Origin of the sequence: Fluviicola taffensis DSM 16823, assembly GCF_943372375.1 — a bacterium.
Lineage (GTDB): Bacteria > Bacteroidota > Bacteroidia > Flavobacteriales_D > Crocinitomicaceae > Fluviicola > Fluviicola taffensis_A.
In genome coordinates, this window is the sequence record NZ_CALRYJ010000020.1 from 35,162 (window position 1) to 56,429 (window position 21,268).

Here is a 21,268-nt window from a genome sequence, read left to right on the forward strand (position 1 = left end):
TTAATTTAATGCCAATTTTTGTTTGTCGTATTCATTTGATTGAAGCAATTGAACTGCTTTCTGAAGAATCTCATTCTTTTGATTGTAGATTTTATAGAATGCTTCGATTCCGAAAAGGTCGTTTGCAATAGTTGCTTTTAACCTCAATTCCATTATGTTCTTGCTGATCTTATACTGATCTTCCTTGAACTCAAAATCCTTGTTTTCCTTTTTCACGTAAGCAAAGAATTCATCCATCAATTTCTTGTCAATGTTGAAATTAGCAATGAACTGATCTTCCGTTTCATATTTTTTATGCAATTCGTCTCTGTTTTTGTCGACATAAGTCAAAGGGAAACTAGTGAAAGAGCCATTTTGAACCGTATTGCGATACAAATCCGTAATCTCGGAAGTATCAATCGGAACAAAGAAATCAGGCATGATTCCACCTCCGCCATAAACCGGTCTTTTGGTCACTCTTGTTTCAAATTTCAACGAATCAGGAAGTTTGATACTGTCGATATGCGAGAACTCACCATGCATGAAGCGTCTCATGTATTCATTCTTGTAATCATCTATATTCTCGTAAGAGCGTTGGATAAAACGTCCGGATGGAGTGAAGTAACGTGCGATAGTCAAACGCATTTGAGAGCCGTCAGACAGATCAATCGGTCTTTGAACCAATCCTTTTCCATAGCTTCTTCTACCAACGATCAATCCACGGTCCCAATCCTGGATCGCACCTGAAAGAATCTCAGAAGCTGAAGCGGAGTTGTCATCGATCAAAACGACTACTTTACCTTTTTCCCAGGAACCGCTTCTACCTGCGTTCAGATCCTGACGCGGTTGGGCACGACCTTCGGAGTATACGATCAATTTATTATCGGATAAAAACTCATCGGCGATCAACTGTGCGGCGTAAAGCAATCCACCACCGTTTCCTTGTAAATCCAATACCAGACTTTCCATACCTTGAGCTTTCAACTTGTCAATTCCTTTTTTGATTTCATCGTGGGAACTGCGTGAGAAAGAGGTCAATTTCAAGTAGCCGATTTTCGGGCTGACCATGTAAGCGCAATCAACCGAATTTACGGGAACCTTATCTCTTGTAATGACATAATTGATTGGTTTCTTTTGTGCTTTACGCATGATGTCCACACGTACTTTCGTTCCGGCTTCGCCCAATAATTTTTCACGTACCTGATTGTTTTTCAATCCGATTCCAGCCACACTTTGACCATCAATGGCAACAATTTTATCACCTGCACGGATTCCCAATTTTTCAGATGGTCCGCCAACGATTGTTTCCACGACCATCAAGGTGTCTTTTAAAATTTGGAAACGAACTCCGATTCCCACAAAACTTCCGTCGATGGCAACATTTGCTGCTTCAACTTCATCTTTTGGAATATATACGGTATGCGGATCCAACTTTTCCAACATGCTGACAATAGCAGCGTCCATCAATTCCTTGTCGTTTACAGGATCGACGTATAATTTATCGATATAAGTGAAAATCTCATCCAGGCGCTGACCATTGGTAGGTGATTTAGGTTCTGTCGGAACCTTTTGGGCAGAAGATGTAAATGGTTGGATACTTAGCCCCAAAACCAACAAAACGCTATAATACTTCATACATTTTTCTTAAGAATACTAATATAATGATAAAACGTTCAATCGACTTGTTCGATACTATCTAACTTGCGGAATCCTGTTAAAAAATCAGAAAACAGAATGAGAATGAGAATGAGAATGAGAATGAGAAAGGAGAATGAGTCAGTCACGGCTGGGAGAAGGAGAGATGGGTTTAATTTCCTTCTTCACCAAACGGCGCGTGGCTTCAGGTTAAAAGAGTATTCGTTTTGTAAAAGAGGTTTCCTCATTCTCGCTTCGCTACCGCTATAGTTTTAGCGAACGCGGTCTGTTTCTCATTCTGCTTTTTTCAGAGTTACGAACAATTAAATGTTGGTCTTTTATTTCCTTATAAATAGGTGCTTTTTGTAATTTTAAGACGTATAGTTCGGATATGAAGCAGTTAAAGGTTTTATGGTTGTTAGCAGGCTTGATTTGTATTTCAAGCGTATCTTTTGGTCAGGTAAAGGCTTTGGATAAGCTGGAGGTTTTGTATGATCAGGGGCATTATAAAATGGTGTTACGCAAAGCAAATCGCTTGCTGGATCAGCCGGATTATGATTATTCCTATAAACCGGAATTCTATAAGAGTTTAGCCTTGTTCCAATTGGCGGATCAGGGATTATGGGCTGAATTCCATCCGAAAGCATTACAGGAAGCCAGAGAGCTATTCAGTTTGGTATTGGCCTCACCTGATGGTATCAAGGTGTTCAATACGCATTTGAATCATGTGTCCCAGTTAAAACGCGACTTGGTGAAAAAGGCATTGGCTTATAAATCTGAAGGGAAGCAAGCAAAATATGATGAGATCCAGCAGATTCTCTTTGGATTATTTGATCGCATTCCGGATTTGGATGTTCCCGGAGAAATTCAGCCTCCGGTTGTGGATGCTCCCGAGATCAAGGAAACGGCTGCAACTTCTCAAGAACGCGAGGCAATTGTGAAATATGCCAAAAAGCAATTGGGGGTTCCATACAAATGGGCCGGGGTGGATGCAAACGGGTTTGACTGCAGCGGATTCACCAGTTTTGTGATGAAGGAATTCAAGGTTACCTTGAGCCGAAGAGCCGAAGATCAATACAATTCATCTACGAAAGTGAAGCAGAAAAATGCCCAAAAGGGAGACTTGGTGTTTTTCAATAACGGTTCGGGAATCTCACATGTAGGAATTATTGTTTCTGCTAAGGGTGAGCCATTGACAATGATCCATGCAAGTTCAAGCAAGGGAGTGATCATTACAAATATTGAGGATTCCGAGTATTGGTTGAAACGACTTTATGCGATCGGGACTTATGTGAAAGGCGACTAGTTTCTCTTCGCCACCCTCCTTTATCCTCCCTCAAGGGAGGAATCGATTTGTGTTTCCCTCCTTGAGGAGGGATTAAGGGAGGTGACCTACAAGATCTTAATTATTTGAATCCTCCTTCTTCGGATTAAACAAAAAGATATTTATCAATACGATCAATCCTGAAATCATGGCGCTGATAAACCCGACATTCATCAGATACGGTGATTTGTCGATAAACAGGAATGCTACTAAACTGATCACGAGTAAGACCAATAGGAACCATTTTGAAAACAACCTGTTCTGAATGAAGCGATTGTTCAGATCTAACAAATAGACATGTGTCGCAGCTAACAAGAACAACATGTTTAGTTTCCAAGTCTGTCCGATCTCAACCCATGAAAGTAAAAATGATCCTAGAACCAAGATCTGTATAATCAGAAGGGAGTTATTGATCAAACGAAATGTCCTTGAGCTGATTCGGCTTACTGTCAGTATTTGAAAGAACAGGAACAGGCAAGTGATGAAAAAGGGAAGAACTTTCGTCAGTTTCCAGGAGAATTCACTCCAACCTAAGAAAAGAAGAATCAAGAGTGCCAAAAACACCCAAGCAAGTAAGATGGGCCATTTAGCTCTCATGCGATGATTTTATATATTTTACTGCGAATACACAGACATCATCGACCTGATCCACATCGTGTTTCCAGGCATCAAAAGTGCGTTGTATTTCTTTGTATTGTTCCTCCATATCCAACTGATAAATGGTTGAAAGCAATACTTTAAAAGGTCTCGATTTAAATTTCTTCAGGCGTTCACCACCAAATTGATCGACATATCCATCTGTGTATAAATAGACACAATCGTTGTGCTCCAATTGGAACTCCTGGTTATTGAATGGTTTGGCGTCAATGAATTGACCGATCGGTTGTTTATTCGGTTTTAATTCGATGATTTCCCCATTGCGGATAATGACACATTCGTTGTTTGCTCCGGAGAATTTTAAGATTCCGGTTTTCTGGTCGATCGAACAGAGCGCAATATCCATCCCGTCTTTCACATCCGATTGACCTTCTGCTCTGAATGCATCAATTACGATTTCACGCAGCTTATCCAAAATATCATTGGGTTCTGTCAACTTGAATTCATTGATAGCGCGAAGTAAACCGTTATTTCCGACAATACTCACCAAAGCTCCCGGCACACCATGACCGGTACAGTCAACCGCAGAGAAAATGACTTTTCCCTGAACTTCACGCGCCCAGTAAAAATCACCCGAAACGATGTCTTTCGGACGGTAGAATACGAAGTGCTGTCTGAACAACTCATTCAAACGGGTGGTTGTAGGAAGGATGGTGGATTGAATCCGTTTCGCATAATGGATACTGTCCAGAATATCCACTGTTTTAGCTGTAATCTCTTCTTTTTGGATTTCCAACTGATGATTTTGTTCTGCGATCTCTTTGGTTCTTTCCTGAACAATTTCTTCCAATCGGATGTTTTGTCTTTTTACCCGTTGGGTGGAAAGTTGAACGACCAAATAGATCAATAAAATGAGTAGGATGACATAGAGGATATATGCCCAAGCTGTTCTGTACCAAGGCGGCAGGACCACAATTTCGTAGGTCAGGACCTCACTTTCAATTCCATAAGCTGATTTTGCCTTGACTTTGAATGTATACGTTCCTTCAGGTATTTTCTCAAAGTTGGCAAAGTTGAGCGCAGACCATTGTGACCACTGATCACTGAATCCTTCCAATTTATAACTGAAAGTTGTTGGACCCAGGCAGGAGAATGAATTGGCATGAAAGATCAGTTTGAAGGAGTTCTGTGAGTAACTCAAACCTTCCAGTTTCTTACTTTTCGAAACGTCGTAAAGGAAACTTTTTCCATTCACTTCGAACCGGTCAATCTGAACCTTGAATGGATTGCGGTTTTTGCGAATGGCATCCAGGTTTAAAATGAATAGTCCGTCATTCGCACCGACCCAGATTTCATTGGCTAATGGATTTTTTTCAACTGCAAAGACCAATCCTGCATTCTTCAAACCGGTCAAAGGCCAGGAGGTCCAATGCCATTCGGTTCCGCGTTTTTCAAACCAACCGAATATATTCTCAAACTTTCCGTCTTTTTTATCCTGGTAAACAACCACCCAAAGTTGTTCATTGTTGACGTTGATAATGCGGTGAATGGTGTTCTTGTAATTCTTGGTCTTGAATACGTTGGAAGGTTCGAACGGAACGATTTTGTCCTTTTTTTCATCGTAAACAAACATTCCATTTGCAGTTCCCACGAAAATCTGACCTTTGAATTCTTCGACATAGAAATTGTTATTCTGATCTTCCTTGCTGAGGCTTGAAATGGTAATTGCTTTGAATTTTTTAGTTTTCAAATCATAGATCCCGACTCCTTTGGAGCGAATACTGAAAAAGACTTTGTTATGAAGGTAAGCCAGGCTGACCGTTTCACCACCGGCTTCCCCAACCAGCTCTTCGTATTCCCATTTCCCGTTCGGAAGCAGTTTCAGTTTTGCCAATCCGCCTTCCAGTGTGAAATAAATGGAATTGGGATCTTTTGGATTTTTCTCAAAAGCAATGGCATATTGGTACGATGCTGAAACATGTTTAGCCGATGCTGTATTCAGATCAAAGACTCCGTTGTATCCAATGATCATGGATTTGTTACCAGCTCTTGTTTTAATCGTTTCAATGTCAAAAATGATCTCATCCAAAGTCCCAAATGGAACCAGCTTGTTGCCTGATTCTGATCTCAAAGGAGAGATAATCCCGTTATGAGTTCCTATTAGAGGAATCCCCGAGTTAAAGTCGATGGTTTCGATCTGTGAGGTGACACCTTCGTTTTTATGGAAATAGGAGAGAGGAGAACCGGTTTCGATAAACTGAATACCATTTCCCAAACAGAGCCACAGATTGAAGTCGTTATCAAAGAATGACTGGTTTACAGTCAAGTTTGCCAAATCATCTTCCAGGTTATACTCCCGAATGATCTTTCCTGACAAATCACCAATAATAAGTCCATTGTTCTCAGTACTAACCAAGAGGTAATTTCCGGCTTTAGTAACGGTGTTTACAAAATACTTACTGAGACAAGGGAATTTGGTGCGGGGCACAGAATCCCAATTCTGATTATTCCCGAGTGAATTATTGACACTGAATATTTTACTTCGTGCATCGACGATATACCAGACATTATCAATTTGGAAACTACCACGGATATTTTTAATGTGCACGGATAAAGGGAGTTGCAGCTCTTTCAATTTTGAATTCACTACATCGTAATACAAATAGTTCTCCCTGCGGGTTTTGAATTCCGCTTTTGTTTGGAATGTCAGTAAAACACCATTTAGAATCCGGCAAGAGGTCTTGCATTCCAATTCCTGGAACGCCACCGGAACATCCAATTTGGTAGCTGAGCCGTTTTTCAGGATGTAAAGCCCTTTTTCTGCAACAAAGAGGATGGAATTGTCTCCCAATTCGAAAATATTCCAAACTTGTCCGATGTTGTTTTTCACACCACCGTAGAAAACCGGGAAGTAAACTAATTCACCTTTGCTGGAGTAATCGAGGTAACCAAAGTTGTTATCCCGTCCTACATAAACACGGTCGTCGGAAGCAAGATATAATTTGGAAACATAGGTTTCCGTGCAACTTTCCTGAATGGTCTTTTTGGTTTTTTCAGAATCGGTTTTGATCTTAGCCCATTCTATTCCGTTGAAGGAAAGAATATCCTGTCTGTTTCCGAAAAGTACATTGCCATTGGCGGATTGAAGACCTGTCCAGATTTGACCTGCGCTACCGTAATCGTTGATGGAGAAATGCTTGGTATTGATCCTTCCTTGTAGCGTAATGTTCTGAGCAGTAGAAAACACCGCAAAGTGAACAGTAAACAGTATTAATAGAAGTATCCCTTTGTTTTTCAACATCCCTTTTGTTATACGATACGAATATATAAATAAAAAAACACCTGAAGTGTATTTTTCTTCAGGTGTTTAGCTCAGTTCAGGAACTGCAATATCAGTAGTTTATTTTTCTGCTTTTTTCTGTTGCACAAACCAAATTCCAAAGTGCTCTTGCACCAACGTTTGCATCCCAATCACCTTCTTTCCCGGGAGATACCTCATTCAAGTCAAACCCGATGATCTTCCGACCGGATTCAACGAGTTGGAAGAATAAGTAATTGATCTGTTCCAATTCAAATCCACCAACTACAGGAGTACCTGTGTTCGGGCAAAGTGAAGGGAGTAAACCATCAATATCAAATGAGATATAAACACGCTCAGGCAATTCATTCAGAATCATGGATACTTGTTCTTTCCAGGTCTGTCCTTCGAATAGTCCTTTTTTCAAATCCCAATCGTAGAATGTTTTCACTCTCGGGTCCGAATCAGACAGAAGCACCTCAGAATGTGCAATATCGCGAATTCCGACCTGCACCAACTTTTGAAGATTATTGCAGGATTGCAATACATTGTACATGATACTTGCATGCGATTGCTGGAAACCTTCATAGGCTTCTCTCAAATCCGCATGTGCATCAATCTGAAGAATTCCAAAGGATTGTCCCTGATCATTTAAAGCTTCCATTAAACCCAGTGGTGTACTGTGTTCGCCACCCAAAACGGCAACAATCTTATTTTCTGCAAGCAATTTCGTTGCACGCTCTTTCAGGTTTGTTCTCAACAAATCCGAAGTTGCATTCACTTTTTCAAGCACTTCGTGAAACGGACTGTTTTCTTCCAATTCACCGCCTTCTTCCAGAAATCCAATGTATTGAACAGTATCGATACACATCTGGTCATTGATTTGCTTCATTTCCTCCGAAATGGGCGTCATGAAAACCTGTGTATTCCAGGCTTCCGGTAATTGTGGATGATAAAAGTCCAGTTGTGTACTCGCATCCAAAATCGCCTTCGGACCGTCACTTGTACCTTTTCCATAAGAAGCCGTAGCATCCCAGGGAACAGGAATGATTACGATATTCGCATTTCCTTCTTCAACCGGGAATCCAAAAATATTTCCATTTGCAATTCCGACTCCGTTTGGATCAAATTTGCTTGAATTATCCATTAATCAGGCTTTTCACGAAATTAGGTAATGCAAAACTTGCTTTATGGATATCCGAATTGTAGTATTTCAATCCTTTTGCGCTTACAAACGATTCGATCTCAGATTCTTTTGAAATTGTTTTCGGTTGTGCACTTCCTTTTAATCCGTATTGGAAACTCCACATTCCTGTTGGGTATGTAGGAACGAAGAACAAGGAAACAGGAGCATTTTCTTTTCCGAAAATATGTTGCAATGTGATGTTCAATTCAGTAAATGATTGCTCATTGAATTTGGGAGATTCACCCTGAGCAACCAAAATTCCTCCCGGTTTCAAGATGCGGTGACAGTTTCTATAGAATTCCACAGAGAACAATCCTTCTGCCGGTCCAACCGGATCGGAACCATCTACAATCACCAAATCAAATTCTTCATTTGCAGCTTCTTTAGCAAATGCAATTCCATCACCTACGATCAGGTTCAATTTCGGATGATCGAATGAAGCAGCAATACTAGGTAAATGCTCTTTACACGCCTTGATCACTTCTCCGTCGATTTCAACCATCGTTACTTTTTCCACTCCGTCATGGCGCAGGAATTCACGAACAGTTCCACCGTCACCACCACCTATTACCAGGATATTCTTAGCATTTCCATGCGTAAACATAGCCGGGTGAGAAATCATTTCGTGGTAATGGAACTCATCTTTTTCCGTTGTCATGAACATATCGTCCAAAGTCAACAACTTACCGTATTTAGGAGATTCCAGGATGCGAACACGTTGGAAAGGAGATTGCACATCGAAGAAAACTTCTCCTGTATAGCGCAAAGACAAAGCTTGGTTGTCGTCCTTATCTGTAAACCACACATTGCGGGTATACATTTCAGGATTTGACCATTCTCCGGCTTTCTGACGCATAGAAGAAATATCGAAGTCATTTCTTGTTAACAACTGAACTGCACCACGCTTCATCTCCAAAGCAGAGTAGTTCTTGGCACCAAAACATTCTTTCAAATAATCAAATGAAATCCAGGCATCCATTTCTCCACATGTGAAAAGATCCACAGCAGCATAACCGTATTCCGGCCATGTATGAATTGCCAAATGGCTTTCTTGAATTACCACAACACCAGAAACTCCGTAGGGAGAAAAGTGGTGGAATGTAGAATTAATCACAGTTGCACCTGCTTTCAACGCCGCGTCTACCATGTCGCGCTCGATCGAAGATACATCATTCATAATGTGCGGATCGCACCCCATAAACTCAACTAGAATATGGTTCCCCAATGCATTACTCATTAGCTATTCAGTATAAATTATAAAAACGAGCGCAAAGGTACTGGTTTTAGATGGTTTAGAATCGAATTATGTGAAAAAATAATGTTGGGGTAATAATTCCGAATTACGAATGCCGAATTTTAAATCGAAATCAATTGAAGTAGGTACGCGAAGCATCGTGTACCTACTGGAGATTCGATATCCATTTTGTAATGATTTTCATGGTTTCTTCCGGCTTTTCCAAATGCGGGTGATGTCCGCAGGTTGGAATAATGATTCCTTTTCGATTCGGATGATCCAATACAATCGAATTCACTTGTTCTTCCGTTCCGTATTGGTCTTCTGCTCCTTGAATTGCTAAAACAGGTGCTGAAAATAACTTTATTTCATCCCGGATATCCCAGTTTTTGAAAGTGGGAGTGAGCCACGTATTTGCCCAGGCATAGAACAGTGGTTTTGTCTTTTCTCCATGTATTTTATACAATCCATCCAATTTACCAGCTTCAAAAGCTTCAATCGCCGGATGAATTCCGGCTAGGGTTTCGTTTTCGACAAAGGTGTGGGCTGCCATGGTGACAATGGCTTGAAGGTTTTTGGTATTTCGTGCTGCCAGGATCAAGGCAATGCTTCCTCCGTCACTATGACCAACTAGTATGAATTTTTGATTGGGATTCAGGATTTCCCGAAGAACATCTGCAGTTTCATCCGCATAATGATGTAAGTAATGAATACCGCGTTCTCCGGATAATGTGCTTGATTTCCCGTGTCCGCTTCGTTCAATGACAATTCCTGGCAAGTTGAATGAGTTACACAATTCGGAAGGAAAGGCTTTCCATTGGATGATGCTTCCTAAAGCTTCATGAAGAAATACCAAAACCGGTTTGGAGGAATTGAATGCTCCGGGATTGATCCACTGGACATTGATCGCTTTTGAGTCTAAACGAATGATCTTTTCCATTTTTTTTTGGACTTCAGGATTTTAGGATATTAAGACTTTATTTTGATTAAAGAATGAAAAGAATATCGGACACCAAGCTGGTTTTGGGTTACACTTTTGAGAAAGCATAATCGTGCATTGAGTTGTTTGATTTCAAGTTATTTGAGTCGATATTTTTTAGATTTCACTCTGAAACACCGTAAACACACCTGTTAAATCCATAACATTTTCATACTCTATCCATGCTTTATCTATGCTCTATCTATCTGGTATTCATCTGCTATCTTCCAATTAAATAATTCAATTGGATTGAGGAGACCTGCTACATAACACTTGTGGGAAATGTATTGATTCAATTTTCCGACCATAAAAAAGGGAAATCCGCAGATTTCCCTCTCATTCAGTTATGTGTTTGAATTAGTTTTTTACGCGTTCTACGTAAACACCTGTTCTGGTATCCACTTTGATGATTTCTCCCATATCGATGAACAAAGGAACTTTCACCTCAGCTCCGGTTGCAATGGTTGCAGCTTTCATAGAGTTCGTTGCAGTATCGCCTTTAATTCCTGGTTCTGTGTAAGTCACTTCGGAAACCAAATACATTGGCAATTCTACTACCAAAGGAACTTCGTCGTTTGCATCATACAAAATGTTGCAAACCATTCCTTCTAACAAGAAAGCCGGTCTTTCGATCATTTTTGCAGGGATCGTAACTTGCTCAAACGTTTCATTATTCATGAAAATGTAATCCTGATCTTCCTGGTACAAGTACTGGTATTCGCGGTTTTCAACACGAACGATCTCAATTTTATGTCCTGCAGAAAAGGTATTATCAATTACTTTTCCCGTTTCGATGATGCGCATTTTTGTACGTACGAAAGCCGGACCCTTCCCAGGTTTTACGTGTTGAAATTCAATAATCTGACTGATTTTGTCATTGAATTTGATACACAATCCATTTCGAATATCTGCTGTGGTTGCCATGCTTCTTTTTTAATGTTTTCGGGCGCAAATATAACCAAATTATCATCTAAAAAACGATTAAAAATTAACGTTTCGTAAGACAATAGGCTAGGATAGCTCAATTAATTCGATTACTTTTGTTGTCATTATGACAGTTTTGCCTTTATTTCTTAGTGATGTCGGCGGTTCAGAGATCGTTCTGATTTTGCTAGTTATATTGATGTTTTTCGGATCGAAAAGTATTCCAGGCATTGCCCGTACCATGGGAAAAACGATGCACCAGATCAAACAGGCTACTCAGGATGTTCAGAATGAAATCAAAAAGTCTTCCGGAGATCTGAAAGCTGATTTTGATTTGCAAAAGATGGTTCGCGAAACAACAGATATCATCGAAAAACCTCTTTTGGAAGAATCGGTGAAAATGGATCAGATAATCCAGACTCCAACTCAATTTTCCAAACCTTTCGGAATAGCAAACCCTTCTTCACCGGCTGTTACGGAATCTAGTCCGGCATTAGATCAACCTGTCGAAGAACCGAATAAAGATTTAGCACAAGAATAACAATTCAAAAAGTAGGGGGTGGAAAATTTTCCACCCCCTACTAGTTTATTATAATCTGTGATTAATTTAACTGGTCATTTGAAATACCAGATCCTGATAAACTTGCGCATTTCCTTTTTGAAGGTATTCCATTTCTTCTCCTCCACCAAAGGCTAGTATAGGAGCGAAGGTAAAGACTTCGTGTTTTTCAAGTTTTCCGTTTTGAGTAATAGCCTCTTCAAATAAATCTTCACGAAGCCACATCTTCCGTTCGACTACATTGGTTATGAAATCATCCAGGAAATCGTCCATGCTCCAAACCAATGTCTCAATTTTGCGGTACTGAATATCGATCATGCAGACATCTTCTTCTTCGTCTGTGAGTTTCCGGTAATAGAACAACTCTCCAAATCCACTGATTGCGAAGGGAACATAATTGGGGACTTCTCTCCCGAGCCAAGTCCAGAGATTGTCTTCAAAATCGGCAGGATTTACAAATTCGATCAGTCCATCGTTGTACTTTCCAAATCCGCTTGTTTTCCAGATTTCAATTAAAGATTCAGGAACCTTGTTCTTGTATTTTTCGATAGTTTCTTCGGATGCAGGAATGCAATCCGCACCGGGTTGAAAGTGTTTTTTGAAATTTTCAAGCATACTTTAATCATTTACATTCCGACTCTGCTCAATTCTGTTTAATCTTCGTCTTGGTAAGTGTTTTCTCTTAGTTTGAAATCTTTCCGTATTTCCGGATGGGAGATCTCACCGCCTGAATTTCCGACTTCTTTTGCAAAGTAAGCTGCAATAACACCGATTATCAGGACAATCACCGATGCAGGCATTGCCATTGATTTTTTCTTGAATTCAAGGAATAGAGCAATCAACGATAGAGCCATAATTCCCCACATGAAAGGCAATAATTCTTCGGCATGTTCTTCGTGAATGTGGATCAGGGTCTCTGTTTCTTCGCTGTTCTCAAGTGTTTGCTGGATTGCATCCGGACAATCTTGTGAAATGGTTCGTTGTTCCACTGCTTCTTCCACAAAGTGTTCAGCACCCTCTCCGGTTGCGTCAGAGATCTGAGCAGTAATCCCGGCAATGATGAACAGTAGTAATCCAACTCGTCGTGTAACAGAAGACTTTGCAAGAATTCCGATGAGTAAAACGATAATTCCTAAAATAAGTCCGATTATAGGAAAGTGATTGATGATTAAATGCGAGTGTGCTGCGTTCATAACTAGTTTAATTTGCTCCGAAAATACGAGAATAAATTAAGAGTCAGCCACGGCGGGTGATAAAAATCTGCCGTTGCATATTGCGTGGATTTTTCAATCATTCAGGATGAGCGCAAGCTTTTCACCTACCAATGAGCCGATTGCAACTCCCATGCCGCCAAGTCGAACCCCGACTGCAGTATGGGGATTGATCTTTTCAATAATCGGTCCTTTTTCATTTCCAACTCCCATGGTTCCGGACCATCTGTAATCAATGGTGAACTCCAGACCGGGAATTATCTTCTCTTTGAGTAACTCTTCCAAGGTATGTTGGATCAATTCGGTCTGATCCAATTCGAATGTGTTTTCCCCTTTGAAATCCAGATTTCTTCCTCCGCCAAACAAGATCCGATTTCCAATATTGCGGAAATAGTAGTAGCCCTTATCCATGTGAAAGGTTCCTTTGGCTTGCAATCCCTTGATTTCAGAAGTGACTAAAACCTGCGCTCTTGCGGGTTCTACGGCTAATTCAGGCATTAACTTTTTTGCGAAGCCATTAATGGTGATTCCTAATTTTCGCGATCTGATCTCGCCGTAATTGGTTTCGATCATCACTCCCTGTTGATCCAGATTGAAATGGCTTACTTCAATTCCGTTTAAGACGATGATTCGCTTGCTTGCCAGTTCCTGTTGGGTTGCCAAAAGCAATTTTCCGGTGTCAATCGCTCCTTCCAGACGATTGAAATATCCGCCTTCGAAGCCTTTGAAACCAAATTTTCCCTGGACATTTTTTTCAAAGGAATAACAGTTGCTTTTACCGGTTATGAATTCGATTTGTCGGTTCAGATCATCCAATTTCGGATCGTAAATGGCCAACTCTTCCTGATTCGTAATCAAATCATAAGAGCCGCAGTTTTCGTAATGGAGATCCGCTGCAGAAAAGCGCTGAAGCAGACGTTCCAATCCTTCAAATCGCAATTTTACCGTATCCCAAACGCGTTCTTCGGGAGTGCTTTGCAGGTCGTCCAAAAGTTCTGTCACACTGCCGAAACAGGCGAATCCGGCATTTTTTGTACTTGCTCCAAGTGGGAGATAACTGCGTTCCAAAATCACGATTTTTGCGTCCGGATTTGTTCTTCTGAGTTCGAGCGCGCACGCGGAGCCTACAATTCCACTTCCAACTATCAGAAAATCAATCTCTTCTAAAAGCGTAACTTTTTCCCAAAAACTGAGTTGTTTAAATTGAATCATAGCAACGAAAATGAACTTTTTTACCGATATTTGTATGAATAAGTTGAACTAATTTAAACCAAAATTAATTTCGGTTGTACTACGACTAGAATAAACTAAAAACATGAGAGTGAAACTCCTTATTTTAATTTCCTTTTTCTTTCTGACCAACTTGGTTTTTGGACAGATGGATATTACTTTCTTCATCAAGACAACCAATTACACCACTGGTAAGAAGGAAGCTGGCGTTGCTGTTAAACTATTGGAAGGTGCCAGTACAGTCTCCACTCAGACTACTGATGCTTCCGGTGAAGTGAAACTAATGCTCAAAGCAGGTAAGAAATACAAGGTGGAAGTCTCCAAAGCCGGAAAAGTATCCAGGATGTTGAATATCAATGTCGCGAATGTAAATGACGAATTGCTTCAGGGAACTTCCAAACCATCGGGACAAGCTCAAATCTCGCTATTTGATGAAATTCAAAATGTGGACTATAGCTACATCAAAACGAATCCGATCACTGAATTTTACTTCGACGGACAAAATACCGAGTTGCAGTACGACAATGTTTTGGCTGATAAAATGGCTAAAAAGATTGAAAAAATAATGAAAGACGCTGAAGGTGCTCAAAAGCAAGGCGACGCGAATTACAATTCAATCATCAAGCAAGCAGATGCTTTATTTACCGCGAAGAAATACGAAGAAGCATTAGCTCAATACGAAACAGCTACGAAAATCAAAGGAAAAGAAACGGAGAAATATCCGAATGACCGCATCATTGAAATTGATGGAATCCTGAAAGCTTCCAAATCAGCAAACTTGGCAAATTCCCAATTGGATAGCGAATACAAGGCTTTGATCACTTCCGCTGACGGATTGAGAGATCAGAAGAAATACCCGGAGGCAATTGCCCGTTATCAGGAAGCTTTGACTAAAAAACAGGAGCAATATCCGAAAGACGAGATCGAGAAGGCTGAATTAGCGATTGAAGCGGCGAAAAAAGATGCTGAAAATAATGCTAAGTACGATGCTGCTATGAAGCAGGGAGATCAATTCTATACTCAGAAAAGTTGGATGTCGGCTCGTGATGAGTACAAAAAAGCGTTGAAGATCAGACCTGGCGATGCTGCAGCAACAGCAAAGTTGACTGATTTGGACGGGAAGTTGAATGCACAGAAATCAGAACAGGAGAAAAAACAAAAATACAACGATGCAGTAGCTGCGGGAGATGCACTTCTGGCAGAAGAGAAGTGGGCGGATGCGAAAGCGAAATACACGGAAGCATTGACTTTTGAACCTGCTGCGACTTATCCGAAAGAGAAAATAAAAGAAGCGGATGCTAAATTGGCGGAAATCGCAAAAGCAAATGCTTTAAAAGAACAGATCACCAAATTGTTGGCTGAAGGGAATACCGCGCTTACAGCAAAACAATACCCTGGTGCAAAAGCCAAATTCGATCAGGTTTTGACTTTGGACAAAGAAAATGCGGAAGCTAAGGCGAAGATTGAGGAAATCAACAAGCAATTGGAGTTTGAAAAAGCAAATGCTGAGAAAATTGCGAAAGCGAAACAATTGGTAGTTGAAGGTGATGCATTGGATAAAGCGACCAAATATGCAGATGCAAAATTGAAATACCAGGAATCGATCGGATTGATTCCGGATGCTGCTGTTCAAGCTAAAATAGATGCAATAGATGCTAAGATCTTGGCAGAAGGTAAGAAAGCAGAGCAAAAATTGAAATTCGACCAGGCTATTGTCGCTGGAGATGCTGCCCTGGCTGCTTCCAATTTCGAAGATGCCAAAAAGAAGTACGAAGAAGCACAATTGTTAGACGCCGCTTCAGCTGTTCCGAAACAAAAACTGATTGAACTCGGTAAAAAAGAGGCTCAGGCAAATGCCGAGAAGGACAAGAATCAAAAATATCAGGAGGCATTCAATGCCGGTGTAACAGCACTTGCTACGAAAGACTATACAACTGCTAAGGATAAATTCAAAGCGGCGATTTTGCTTGATGCTACAAAAACAGAAGCAAAAGATAAATTGGCAGAAGTGGAAAAGATCCTTGCCGATAATGCCCAAGCTACAGCTCAAAAAGAAAAGTACGAGGCAGCTGTTAAGGCTGGTAGTGATTTACTAGGATTGAATAAACTTCCGGAAGCGAAGAAGAAATTTGAAGAAGCATCTGCATTGGATCCGGGTCAGGCACTACCTAAAGACAAGATCAAAGAAATTGATGCATTAATAGCGAAAGCTGACAAGGAAAAACAAATTACCCAGTTGTTGGCTGATGGTTCAGCTGCCTTAACTAAAAAAGATTTGGGTGGAGCAAAAGCAAAATACCAACAGGTACTTGCATTGGATCCTACAAACGCTATTGCTTCTGACAAAATGTTGGAGATTTCCAAGTTGGAAAATGACCAGGCAAGTGAGGCTCAAAAACAAGCTGCTTTTGAAAAACTGAAAGGCGAAGGAATGGCTTTCCAGAATCAGAATAAATATGCGGAAGCGAAGCAAAAGTATTTGGAAGCAAAAGCGATCAAATCGGATGATGACATTGAAAAAGCAATTATCTGGTGTGATAAGAAAATTGCCGAAGAGCTAAAAGATGTGGAGTTGAACAAGAAATACAATTTGGTTCTTGAAGAAGCAAAAGGTCTGGAAGCCGCTAAGAAATACGACGAAGCAATCGCAAAATACACAGAGGCTATTGCAATCAAGAATGAACAGGAACCTAAAAACCGGATTGCTGCGATCAACGCTTTGAAAGAGGCGAGTGCAGAGCAATTGAAAGTGGAGCAAGAATACCAAGCCGCTCTTAAAAAAGGGGATGATTTATTGGCTGCGAAAAAATATACGGATGCGATCCAATCCTACAATGCAGCCTTGGTTTTGAAGCCATACGAGAAACTGCCAGTAGAGAAAGCAGATAATGCGAAGAAATTATCAGAGCAAGAAACAAGTGATGGCGACAATGCCTATCAAAAAATCATTGATGTCGGAAACAAGGCATTTGATGAAAAGAATTATGTGAAGGCGAAAGAGATGTTCAACCGTGCAGCGAACTTCAGACCATCAGACCAATATCCGAAGCAAAGACTGCAGGAGATTGTGGAACTTGAAAAAGCAGAGAAATCTGCGTTGGACCAACAAAACCAATTTGCCAAAAAAATGGCTGAGGCGGATGGATTGGCAAAAGTGAATAAGTTGGAGGAGGCGATCACCGCTTACAAAGCTGCAAAGACAATTAAGCCGGATGATTTGGTTCCCGATCAAAAAATCGCAGAACTTCAATCCTTGATCGCCAATAAGGTTGATCCTGCTTTGGAAGAACAAAAACTATATGGTGAAGCGATGTCCAAAGGAACTAATGCAGCTTCGGGTAAAGATTACAACGGGGCAATTACTTACTTTGAAGAAGCATTAAGACATAAGGCAAAAGATCAGACAGCATTGAATAAAATTGCTGAGATGCGTCAGATCCTGGATGATATTGCGAAGGAGAATGCAGCAAACAAAGAACTTCAAGGTTTGGTTGCAGCTGCTGATGCTGAATTCAATGATGGTAAATGGTCTTCAGCAAAGAATGCGTACGATAAGATCCTGGTAAAATATCCATCGAATGCATATGTCTACGAGCAATCTAAGAAATGTGAAATCAAATTGAATGAAGAGCGGGATGCAGATATTGCGCGGGCTTATGGAAATATTATCAGTGGAGCGGATGATAAGTTCAGCAACAAGAATTATACAAAAGCAAAGGAACTTTACGAACGTGCTTCTAAATTAAAGCCGACTGACCCGTATCCAAAACAAAAGTTGAGAGAGATTCAGAATATTCTGAGCGCACCAGTTGCAACAACTGTAGTTACTGCTCCGGAAACAAATAAATTGGAATTGAAAAATCTCGGAGAGCCAACGGATAATTCATTAGTGGACGGAGCTAAAAGATTGGAACAAGCTTCCATTACCCGAAAAGGGAAAGCTTCCAGAAAGATGGTGGAGAAATTGCGTGGAACGACAGATAAGACGGGAGAATTGAGCGCAAAACAGAACAATACAGCATTAACTGCAGATAGCACCTTATCGGAGATTCGGGTGGATAATACGGTAAGAGATGCTGCCGCTGCGGCAAAAGTTCAGGGGAATGTCGATATTATTGATGGAAAAGCTGAAACATTGCTTAAAAGCACAGAAGAGAATAAGATTATTAAGGAGTTGAATATTGTGAATCAGAAGGAGCAATTGGATGCTGCAACTGAAGCTGCAATTGTGACTAACAACACATTGGATGGAGCTCCGGTTGACAACAATGAGATTCTTAAAAAATCTACAGCGAATCTGGAGAATACAGGAATTGAAATGAGTAATGAAACTTACGCTGACATTGTTAAGAATGATGTTGCCTATTCCAAAATAAGAACCGGTTTGGAGAAAACTGCGGTTGATGATTTGGAAGAGCGTTTGGCGGAAGAAAAGAAAGTGCGGGATGCTTCAGTTGTTCAATCCGATTTGGAGACGAAGAACAGAGACCGATCTGATGCTAAAACGGTGGAGACGAAAGAAGTTTTAACGAAGGTTGAAAACAATATCGCTATTAAAACGAATGAAGACAAGGTTCTTTCTGTAAACAACGACGATAAGATCAAAGAGATTGAAAAAGTGCAATCCACTTACAAGCTTGAAAATGACAAGGAGCACGTGGAGAACACACAACGATTTGCCGCTAAGACCAGTGAAATGGAAAAAGTGACTACCGAGGCAATCTCAAGCAGAGTGGAGGCTCACAGAGAGAATATTGATGTGATTGAGACGGCAAGAGACAAAGAAACGGAATTGCAACGCGCAGATTACAACAAAGCATACGTTAAGAATATCGAGAATAAGCAAGTACTTGACTTCAAAGAGAAAGAAGCTGAAAAGAGAAATGATCTTCCTTCAATTGCTCAGGCTGAGAACAAGAAAAATTTCACTCAGATTCAGGATGCAAGTACGCAAACGCAATTGGCTGCGAAAAACATCAACGACGATAAGATCGTAGCGAATAAAAGTAAGATCACGACTTCTCAAAATCAGATTGATGATAAAGCCGGTCAGAATACACAATCGACTGATAATGCAACAATCATTAAGAATTCGAACAAGGAGCTTGGAACGACCGCTAAAATTCAATCTGAAAAAGGAGATGAAAGAGCGCAGTCTACTAAAAAGTCGATCGATGATATTGAATCAAAACAACCGGTGAAAGTATCAACGGGAGCTTACGAAGTGGATTTGTCAAAGTATCCGGAAGGAGTGAATCAAGAGCAGTTTGATCAATTGGGACCCGATGGGTTGGTTTCGGCGATTGTTACAAGAAGAGTCGTTGTGAAAGATGGAAGAGCGAATGTCTACATCCGAACACAGACAATGGAAATTGTGACCTATCAGAAAAATGGTCAGCCTTGTACCGAATTGGTTTGGCAACGCGAAACGCAAGATGCTAAATTGAAACGCAATTATTAATTCGATTTTAATTATAAATTTTAATTATAAACAAGTAGGGGCGGAAAATTTTCCGCCCCTACTTGTTTTATTGTGCACCAATTCCACTAATTTCGAATCAAATTTAATTCTTGTTTTATGAATGTTCATTTTATTGCAATTGGAGGAAGCGCAATGCATAATCTAGCCATCGCTTTATCACGAAAAGGAGCGAAAGTGACCGGTTCCGATGATGAACTATTTGAACCCTCAAGAACAAGACTTGAAAAGCAGGGAATCCTGCCTGCTTCCATTGGTTGGTTTCCGGAAAAGATTACCGATGATTTGGATGCGGTCATTCTGGGAATGCATGCCAGAGAGGACAATCCCGAATTGTTAAAAGCGAAGGAATTGAATATTCCCATTTATTCCTATCCGGAATATTTATACGAACAAAGCAAGAACAAATACCGCATTGTCATTGGGGGTAGTCACGGAAAAACGACGATTACTTCTATGCTGCTTCATGTAGTGAACGAACTGGGTCTGAATGTGGATTATATGGTCGGAGCACAATTGGATGGCTACGATTGCATGGTGAAGCTTTCAGAGGAAGCAAAATTTATGATCCTGGAAGGAGATGAGTATTTGAGTTCCCCAATCGACAGAAGACCGAAGTTTCATCTTTACAAACCCAATACAGCTTTAATCAGTGGAATTGCTTGGGATCATATCAATGTGTTTCCAACCTGGGAGAATTATATTGAGCAATTCCGGATTTTTTGTGAGGTCATTGAACCGGGAGGGAAGCTGATCTATAATACGGAAGATCCGACATTGAAAAGTTTGGGAGAAGAGTTTGAAACAAAACTGGAGACAAAACCTTATCAGACTCCGGCTTATCGTATTACTGAGACAGGAACGATCATGACACATGAGGGAAAAGCGTATGAGTTGCAGATATTCGGAGCACATAATTTACAGAACCTGGTAGGAGCAATGCGTTTGGCCGAATCGATGGATATTTCAAATGATGAGTTCCTAAAGGCTATCAGAACCTTCAAGGGAGCCGGTAAAAGACTTCAAAAGGTGTTAGAGAAGGGAATGTTCACTATGTTCAAGGATTTTGCACATTCGCCTTCCAAATTGAAAGCAACGACATCTGCTGTTAAAGAGCAATACCCGAATCGGAATGTGGTTGCGTGTATGGAATTACATACCTTTTCCTCTTTGAGAAAGGAATTCTTACCACTTTATGATGGAGCAATGAATGCGGCTGATGAAGCACTGGTTTATTTCAGTCCGGCAGTTGTAGCACATAAAAAGCTGGAACCACTGACATTGGAGCAAGTTCAAAATGCTTTTGGAGGCAAAGTGAAAGTGGTCAACAAAACAGAGGAAGTTCTGGAGTTCATCCATTCAAAGAATTGGAATAATTCCGTTCTACTGATGATGTCCTCCGGAAACTTTGATGGGATCGATTACGAGAAGCTGGGTGAGGAGTTGATGGGATGATAATTGGCAGCTTCGTTGCTTTATCTTACCACGAAGTACCTTTAGGTTTAAAAGAATAAAAACTGATAACTTACTGAAGAACCAGAGAAAGTCAGGTGAACTAAACGAAGTCATAGAAAAAATCTATTTTGTGTATTAGACCTCACTTTCTCCGGGACTTTTGACCAATTAGAATCTT

At 40.5% G+C, this 21,268-nt stretch carries 14 protein-coding genes; 4 read left to right on the top strand and 10 right to left on the bottom strand.

The features are described from left to right. On the bottom strand, window positions 1-1,614 hold the full coding sequence (locus AAG807_RS19080; protein WP_341907554.1) for a S41 family peptidase: 1,614 nt from the start codon (window positions 1,612-1,614) through the stop codon (window positions 1-3). Window positions 1,615-2,005: 391 nt separating this feature from the next. Between AAG807_RS19080 and AAG807_RS19085 the strand changes: the two genes are divergently transcribed. Next, the gene (locus AAG807_RS19085) at window positions 2,006-2,920 is read left to right on the top strand and encodes a C40 family peptidase (protein WP_341907557.1); all 915 of its coding nucleotides are present in this window, start codon (window positions 2,006-2,008) and stop codon (window positions 2,918-2,920) included. 96 nt (window positions 2,921-3,016) lie between these two features. Here the strand turns inward: AAG807_RS19085 and AAG807_RS19090 are convergent, their stop codons facing one another. From AAG807_RS19090 to efp, 6 genes are all read right to left on the bottom strand, one after another. Next, the gene (locus AAG807_RS19090) at window positions 3,017-3,535 is read right to left on the bottom strand and encodes a hypothetical protein (RefSeq protein WP_341907559.1); all 519 of its coding nucleotides are present in this window, start codon (window positions 3,533-3,535) and stop codon (window positions 3,017-3,019) included. Beyond that, a complete protein-coding gene (locus tag AAG807_RS19095) occupies window positions 3,525-6,836 on the bottom strand; it encodes a SpoIIE family protein phosphatase (RefSeq protein WP_341907562.1) in 3,312 nt (1,103 codons plus the stop codon). Before AAG807_RS19095 ends, AAG807_RS19090 begins: the two co-directional genes overlap by 11 nt. A 91-nt stretch (window positions 6,837-6,927) precedes the next feature. Next, window positions 6,928-7,980, bottom strand: coding sequence for an agmatinase family protein (locus AAG807_RS19100; protein ID WP_341907564.1), 1,053 nt, complete (start codon window positions 7,978-7,980; stop codon window positions 6,928-6,930). After that, on the bottom strand, window positions 7,973-9,256 hold the full coding sequence (gene speE / locus AAG807_RS19105) for a polyamine aminopropyltransferase (protein WP_341907567.1): 1,284 nt from the start codon (window positions 9,254-9,256) through the stop codon (window positions 7,973-7,975). Before speE ends, AAG807_RS19100 begins: the two co-directional genes overlap by 8 nt. Window positions 9,257-9,419: 163 nt before the next feature. Continuing rightward, window positions 9,420-10,193, bottom strand: coding sequence for an alpha/beta hydrolase (locus AAG807_RS19110; RefSeq protein ID WP_341907570.1), 774 nt, complete (start codon window positions 10,191-10,193; stop codon window positions 9,420-9,422). Between the two features lie 396 nt (window positions 10,194-10,589). Continuing rightward, on the bottom strand, window positions 10,590-11,156 hold the full coding sequence (gene efp / locus AAG807_RS19115; RefSeq protein WP_341907573.1) for an elongation factor P: 567 nt from the start codon (window positions 11,154-11,156) through the stop codon (window positions 10,590-10,592). Window positions 11,157-11,283: 127 nt separating this feature from the next. On the opposite strand from efp, the gene AAG807_RS19120 reads away from it, so the two are divergent. Then, the gene (locus tag AAG807_RS19120; RefSeq protein ID WP_341907576.1) at window positions 11,284-11,697 is read left to right on the top strand and encodes a twin-arginine translocase TatA/TatE family subunit; all 414 of its coding nucleotides are present in this window, start codon (window positions 11,284-11,286) and stop codon (window positions 11,695-11,697) included. Between the two features lie 66 nt (window positions 11,698-11,763). Here the strand turns inward: AAG807_RS19120 and AAG807_RS19125 are convergent, their stop codons facing one another. From AAG807_RS19125 to AAG807_RS19135, 3 genes are all read right to left on the bottom strand, one after another. After that, window positions 11,764-12,330, bottom strand: coding sequence for a T6SS immunity protein Tdi1 domain-containing protein (locus AAG807_RS19125; RefSeq protein WP_341907579.1), 567 nt, complete (start codon window positions 12,328-12,330; stop codon window positions 11,764-11,766). Between the two features lie 38 nt (window positions 12,331-12,368). Then, complete coding sequence (locus AAG807_RS19130) at window positions 12,369-12,908, bottom strand: hypothetical protein (RefSeq protein WP_341907581.1); 540 nt, start codon at window positions 12,906-12,908, stop codon at window positions 12,369-12,371. Between the two features lie 93 nt (window positions 12,909-13,001). After that, on the bottom strand, window positions 13,002-14,138 hold the full coding sequence (locus tag AAG807_RS19135) for an FAD-dependent oxidoreductase (RefSeq protein ID WP_341907583.1): 1,137 nt from the start codon (window positions 14,136-14,138) through the stop codon (window positions 13,002-13,004). 103 nt (window positions 14,139-14,241) lie between these two features. On the opposite strand from AAG807_RS19135, the gene AAG807_RS19140 reads away from it, so the two are divergent. Continuing rightward, window positions 14,242-19,617, top strand: a complete 5,376-nt coding sequence (locus AAG807_RS19140; RefSeq protein WP_341907585.1) for a hypothetical protein — start codon at window positions 14,242-14,244, stop codon at window positions 19,615-19,617. 117 nt (window positions 19,618-19,734) lie between these two features. Further along, the gene (locus tag AAG807_RS19145) at window positions 19,735-21,090 is read left to right on the top strand and encodes a Mur ligase family protein (protein ID WP_341907589.1); all 1,356 of its coding nucleotides are present in this window, start codon (window positions 19,735-19,737) and stop codon (window positions 21,088-21,090) included. Window positions 21,091-21,268 lie beyond the last annotated feature (178 nt).

What these genes read in the sequence shown, in the direction of transcription:
- AAG807_RS19080 (WP_341907554.1), bottom strand. Translation starts at nt 1,614, where the DNA reads ATGAAGTATTATAGCGTTTTGTTGGTTTTGGGGCTAAGTATCCAACCA.
- AAG807_RS19085 (WP_341907557.1), top strand. Translation starts at nt 2,006, where the DNA reads ATGAAGCAGTTAAAGGTTTTATGGTTGTTAGCAGGCTTGATTTGTATT.
- AAG807_RS19090 (WP_341907559.1), bottom strand. Translation starts at nt 3,535, where the DNA reads ATGAGAGCTAAATGGCCCATCTTACTTGCTTGGGTGTTTTTGGCACTC.
- AAG807_RS19095 (WP_341907562.1), bottom strand. Translation starts at nt 6,836, where the DNA reads ATGTTGAAAAACAAAGGGATACTTCTATTAATACTGTTTACTGTTCAC.
- AAG807_RS19100 (WP_341907564.1), bottom strand. Translation starts at nt 7,980, where the DNA reads ATGGATAATTCAAGCAAATTTGATCCAAACGGAGTCGGAATTGCAAAT.
- speE (WP_341907567.1), bottom strand. Translation starts at nt 9,256, where the DNA reads ATGAGTAATGCATTGGGGAACCATATTCTAGTTGAGTTTATGGGGTGC.
- AAG807_RS19110 (WP_341907570.1), bottom strand. Translation starts at nt 10,193, where the DNA reads ATGGAAAAGATCATTCGTTTAGACTCAAAAGCGATCAATGTCCAGTGG.
- efp (WP_341907573.1), bottom strand. Translation starts at nt 11,156, where the DNA reads ATGGCAACCACAGCAGATATTCGAAATGGATTGTGTATCAAATTCAAT.
- AAG807_RS19120 (WP_341907576.1), top strand. Translation starts at nt 11,284, where the DNA reads ATGACAGTTTTGCCTTTATTTCTTAGTGATGTCGGCGGTTCAGAGATC.
- AAG807_RS19125 (WP_341907579.1), bottom strand. Translation starts at nt 12,330, where the DNA reads ATGCTTGAAAATTTCAAAAAACACTTTCAACCCGGTGCGGATTGCATT.
- AAG807_RS19130 (WP_341907581.1), bottom strand. Translation starts at nt 12,908, where the DNA reads ATGAACGCAGCACACTCGCATTTAATCATCAATCACTTTCCTATAATC.
- AAG807_RS19135 (WP_341907583.1), bottom strand. Translation starts at nt 14,138, where the DNA reads ATGATTCAATTTAAACAACTCAGTTTTTGGGAAAAAGTTACGCTTTTA.
- AAG807_RS19140 (WP_341907585.1), top strand. Translation starts at nt 14,242, where the DNA reads ATGAGAGTGAAACTCCTTATTTTAATTTCCTTTTTCTTTCTGACCAAC.
- AAG807_RS19145 (WP_341907589.1), top strand. Translation starts at nt 19,735, where the DNA reads ATGAATGTTCATTTTATTGCAATTGGAGGAAGCGCAATGCATAATCTA.